Annotated in this window: 5 protein-coding genes; 2 read left to right on the top strand and 3 right to left on the bottom strand. The window is 38.4% G+C overall.

Features of this window, described 5'->3' with window-relative positions:
- Positions 1-400 precede the first annotated feature (400 nt).
- Complete coding sequence (locus ACR2F7_RS06155; RefSeq protein ID WP_432712705.1) at positions 401-2191, top strand: ATP-binding protein; 1791 nt, start codon at positions 401-403, stop codon at positions 2189-2191.
- On the opposite strand, the gene ACR2F7_RS06150 is transcribed toward ACR2F7_RS06155, so the two are convergent.
- Together ACR2F7_RS06150 and ACR2F7_RS06145 are read right to left on the bottom strand one after the other, a co-directional pair.
- Positions 2148-2915 carry a TIGR03915 family putative DNA repair protein gene (locus ACR2F7_RS06150; RefSeq protein ID WP_432712704.1) on the bottom strand — a complete coding sequence of 256 codons (768 nt, stop codon included), beginning with the start codon at positions 2913-2915 and terminating at the stop codon, positions 2148-2150. The two genes, ACR2F7_RS06155 and ACR2F7_RS06150, sit on opposite strands and share 44 nt — an antisense overlap.
- 6 nt (positions 2916-2921) lie before the next feature.
- The gene (locus ACR2F7_RS06145; protein WP_432712703.1) at positions 2922-4178 is read right to left on the bottom strand and encodes a putative DNA modification/repair radical SAM protein; all 1257 of its coding nucleotides are present in this window, start codon (positions 4176-4178) and stop codon (positions 2922-2924) included.
- Between the two features lie 142 nt (positions 4179-4320).
- On the opposite strand from ACR2F7_RS06145, the gene ACR2F7_RS06140 reads away from it, so the two are divergent.
- Complete coding sequence (locus tag ACR2F7_RS06140; RefSeq protein WP_432712702.1) at positions 4321-4767, top strand: DinB family protein; 447 nt, start codon at positions 4321-4323, stop codon at positions 4765-4767.
- 1 nt (position 4768) lies between these two features.
- Here ACR2F7_RS06140 and ACR2F7_RS06135 read toward each other — a convergent pair.
- Positions 4769-5219 (bottom strand): HD domain-containing protein (locus tag ACR2F7_RS06135; RefSeq protein WP_432712701.1); only part of this gene is annotated, 451 nt, incomplete at its 5' end.

The following is a 5219-nucleotide window of genomic DNA, read 5'->3' as shown; positions in this document are numbered from 1 at the left end:
AAAACAATAAAACTGGTGACAAAGGAAACGCCAAAGGAGACCAACAAGTAATACCAGCTGTTTTGGAAGTGAAAATTAACCAAACCAATAGAGAGCGCAACGGCAAGCGCAGTAATGAGAACTAATACACTTAACTTCATATGAGCAATTTACAAGATTATTTCAATTTGCCCTAAGAATGGTGATTTAAAAACAATTTATGTGCTTTATTCTTTCTTAAAAGGCATTGATAATTTACTAGTGCAGAGATTTTTTGCTGAAAGTGTCCTTAGTATGAGTCATTATAAAACACATAGAATCTTGATTTAAGCTACATGTTATATCATTTCCTTAATGTTATAAGGTTGTTACCATTTGGTGATTAACGAGATATTTTATATCTTTAAAATAAAAATACGGCATGCTCTCTATTTTTAGTTTCATTACCCGTCCTTTAAAGAAAACCCTTTTAAGCGTGGAGGATTCTGTGCAGCAAGGGCTCATTACTATCTTTTATTATGTGGTTCTGTTCAATTATGTGAAAATTGCCGTCATCTTTCCATTTGCTATATTAGAAAATGATTTCAGAAAGGTAATTTTCTGTTGTCTGGCAGTTGTGATTACGGTTGTACTGCTAAAAACCTTATTGGCAAAGCCCGAATACCTTAAAAAGCTTATTCATTTAGCCCTGTCAAGCAGTCTCTTTTTTTTGTTTACCAAGACGTTTTATTTGAATTCCCACTTAACCCTTTTAACCATACAGACCATATTTATGATTTGTATATGGAGTTTTTATGCACTGAAAAGTAAATGGGCATTCTTTTATTCTATTTTGGCTACTGTACCTTTGTTCTATGTACTGATCATCAAACAAACAGTAGCAATGCCTTTGGGGATGGCCGAGGTAACTTTTTTTGTATTGATGACCACCATTAATTTTGGAATTACTTTTATAGCCCACCATTATTACAGCAATTTGCTTTATGAAGCTCTTCGAACAAAGAAAAAACTCTTTGATGAGCTGGGCGAAGTTTACAAAAAACAAAGCCTGTTTTTCTCATCGATGTCTCATGAACTCAGAACGCCTTTGAATGCTGTTATTGGAATGACTCATTTATTGGTTGAAGGCAATGAAAACAAGACTCAAAAGGAGAATCTAAATATCTTAAAGTTTTCTGCTGAAAATCTGCTGGTTTTAATCAATGATCTTCTCGATTTAAATAAAATTGATTCAGGTAAGGTTGAGATAGAGGCCATCTCCTTCAACTTGTTTGAATTAATCAATAATGCCTGTGCAGGTCTAAGGATACAAGCTAAAAATAAAGGTTTAAATTTTATATCCTTTATAGATCCTATTCTGGATAAAAACCTGGTAATTGGAGATCCAACGCGAATAGTACAAATCATTTTTAACCTTTTAAGCAACGCCATTAAGTTCACCAAACAGGGCGAAGTAGCCATAACAGTTACGGTATTGAAGAAAGTAAATGAAATGGCCGTCATCGGCTTCTCCATTAAGGATACTGGATTAGGCTTAAGTAAAGACCAGCAACAGGTTGTTTTTGATCCTTTTGCCCAGGCATCTCTTCAAACAAGCCGTAAATTTGGCGGAACAGGCTTAGGACTTTCTATTGTAAAACAATTGCTTGCCTTACACCACAGCACCATTCAGGTCAAAAGCGAATTAAATGCGGGGGCTGAATTTTATTTCAATATAACATTTCCACTTGCAAAAAATACGTCTAAAATACCAAAGATTCCAGTTATTCAGCCAGCTATTCAAGTCACCCAATTAAGGGTTTTACTTGCAGAGGATGACATGATGAGCTCCCTGTTTATGAAAAAGCTGTTTAGTAGATGGGGGATTACACTTGATGTAGCCGTAAATGGGCTGGAAGTTATTTCAATGTTGGAAATAAAGGATTATGATGTGATCTTAATGGATATTCAAATGCCTGAAATGAATGGATATGAGGCCACTATTAACATCAGGGCAATGGAGAATCCTGTGAAAGCCAAAGTCTATATTATCGCATTAACTGCTTCTGTTTCTGGCGATGTAAGTGAACGTATTCTAGAGGCAGGAATGAATGATGTGCTTAGTAAACCTTTTAACCCCGACTGGTTACATCGAAAACTTCAGCATATCCCGAAGAAACACGCTGCAATTAGAGAGAATGCTTCTCTGTTAAATATTTCCAATACCGCTTAGGCACATGTTGTACATGCAACCTGGTGTTTTTTCTAGCTACAATATTGGTGCTTTTAAAATAATTTTTCCAAAGATTGCCATAATGAACCTCCTGTTCTGAAAGTAAATTTGCTGCTGCTGGCTTTTTAAAACGATGGAGGTCTTCTGCTGATACATGAATCTCTTCTACCTGTTCAAGGTCATAATGTAAGCCGTAATTTCTTTTAAGATCGTAAATGATCCAGCGCTGATCTGCGTACCGTGCTTTAAAATGGCCCATAATTAAGGGCAGAACATTAAAGTCAGGATCTATACCACAGTAGAAATAGCCATCGGCGGTTTGCTGAAAGCGGATGAAAGCTTCCATGCGGTGTTTTTCTCTTTCTACTTTTTTAGCCCATTGTGTTACCGCTAATACAGATGGATCACCATAGTTATTTTCAGCCCCTGCTTGGCCCGTAAAAAGCATGCAGGTCAACTCAAAAAGATGACTGTAAGCCTCAGGTTGTTCAGAAAGGTAACAACAATAATAACGCCTCATCCAGCCCTTGTCTAGTTTCTTTTGTAAAGCTTTCCATACCCTATCGGCTTTTTGAGCATCATTGATTACTGGAAAATGAGCGGTGAAAACATCAGGCTGGTAAAGCTTTTCCGTTTTCAGGATGATCTTTCCAGGCTTGCGCTCAAACCATTCAAACACGGCACATAACAGGCCTTCCAGGCTTCCATCAAATACATAGATCATCTGCTTCTAAAATAAGATCAGTTGTTGTGTATCATTTTTTAAATATTTACTCTGGCTTTCTGCCAAAATAAAAGCTTTAATTTGAGTGTTTTGAAAATCCTTAAATTGATAAGGACTGTCGGCACATTTAATAAAATGCTTTGCACGGTTATAAGCAATACCAATTTTTTGAAGCTGGTCGATACGTAATTTCCCAAACTTGCGTGCTTGAACAATCTTTTTTGCCGAACTTACGCCAATGCCGGGCACTCTTAATATGTTTTGATAACTGGCCACATTGATGTCTATAGGGAAATACTGCAGGTTGCGCAATGCCCAGCTGAGTTTGGGGTCAATGTCAATATCAAGGTGAGGATGGGCATCATTAAGGAGTTCATTGACATGGAAACCATAAAAACGCATCAGCCAATCGGTTTGGTAAAGTCGGTTTTCTCTCACCAGCGGTGGTGAGGTACCTAAAACTGGCAGGCGACTATCATTGCTAATGGGGATATAACCCGAATAATAAACACGCTTAAGAGAAAAGTTCTTGTAAAATGCTGCTGCAGTGTGCATGATGTCTTTATCAGTTTCTGGCGTGGCACCAATCACCATTTGTGTGCTCTGGCCGGCAGGAACAAACTGAGGAACACTCTTGATCAGTTTTTTCTCATCTTTAAACTGAATAATTTGTCGTTGCACATCTCCTAGTGGTTTAATCACATCAGCATGGCTTTTATCTGGTGCCAGCAATTTCAAGCCGCTTTCTGTAGGCATTTCCAGATTAATGCTCATGCGGTCGGCATATAAACCGGCCTCCCTGATCAGTTCCTCACTTGCGCCGGGGATAGTTTTTAAATGGATATAACCGTTAAAACGTTCTTCCAGTCGCAGGCGTTTTACCACACGCAGCAGGCGCTCCATGGTAAAATCGGCATTCTTGAAAATGCCGGAGCTTAAAAATAAACCTTCAATATAGTTGCGGCGATAAAAGTTCATGGTCAGCTGCACCACCTCATCAACAGTAAAAGCAGCTCTTTCAATGTCATTGCTTTTTCGGGATACACAGTAGGCACAGTCAAAAATACAGTGATTGGTGAGTAATATTTTTAAAAGCGATACACAACGGCCATCTTCGGTATAGGTATGGCAGATGCCAGACATGTGGCCATTGCCTAATCCTTTGTTGTGGTTTGTTCTTTTACTGCCACTGGAAGAGCAGGAAACGTCATACTTTGCAGCATCCGCAAGAATATTTAATTTTTCACTAACCCGGTCAAACATAGTCTTTATATTACTAACAAATGTAGTAATATAAACTATGAAAATTAGCATTTTATTGTGGTGGTTTATAAGAAAAATAAATTATACCTTCAACAGTTATAAATATGCATGTATAAATTATTCATATACTAAACCTCTCGATATGGAAGATTCATTAATCAAATTATGTCATTACAACGATTGGGCTAACAATATTCTCTTCAACAAATTAGCACAGGAAGATACCTTTGTTCGTTTTCCTTACCTGCGGATGTTAAGTCACCTTGTCAATGCACAAGTGATATGGCTGAATAGGATTCAGGGTGTAAAGCCTACGCTAACCACATGGCAAGAGCATTCTTTAGTTACTTGCAATGAAATGCACCAGCAGTCATCGGCAGCTTTAAAAGAAATTGTTGTAGATGAAAGCATGCTCGATCAGGTGATCAGCTATACCAATAGCAAGGGGATGTCATATCAAACCAAAGTCCAGGATATTTTACTCCATATCTTTAACCATGGCGTATATCATAGAGCGCAAATTGCCCAGCAGATGAGAAGAAATGGCTTAGAGCCCGTGAATACAGATTACATTACTTTTGTGAGGTAGTTTATTGCATGCCTTCCCACTCTGCAAAAAACTGTTGAAGGTAGCTCAGCATAAATTCATGCCTGTTGGCCGCCAGTTGCTTACCGGTATCGGTTTTCATGAGGTCTTTTAACAGGAGCAGCTTTTCATAAAAATGATTAACAGTAGGGGCTACTGTATTTTTATAAGCTTCCTTATCCGCGTATTGCTGCGGTTTAATTTCCGGATCGTAAAGCACCCTGTTTTTAAAGCCTCCATAAGTAAAGGCACGGGCAATGCCAATAGCGCCAATGGCATCCAGGCGATCGGCATCCTGCACAATGTCAAGTTCTTTAGAAGCAAAGGTAATTTCCCCTAAACTGGCTTTAAAGCTTAAGTTTCTTATAATTTGCTGTACATGGTCAATGGTGGCAGGTTCAAGACCCAGGCTTTGCAGAAAATCTCCTGCAATGCGGGGGCCAATTACTTCATCG

It is taken from the genome of Pedobacter sp., from assembly GCF_045628745.1.
Lineage (GTDB): Bacteria > Bacteroidota > Bacteroidia > Sphingobacteriales > Sphingobacteriaceae > Pedobacter.
Note: the sequence above shows the minus strand (reverse complement) of the source record. Positions and strands in the feature narration are given on the sequence as shown.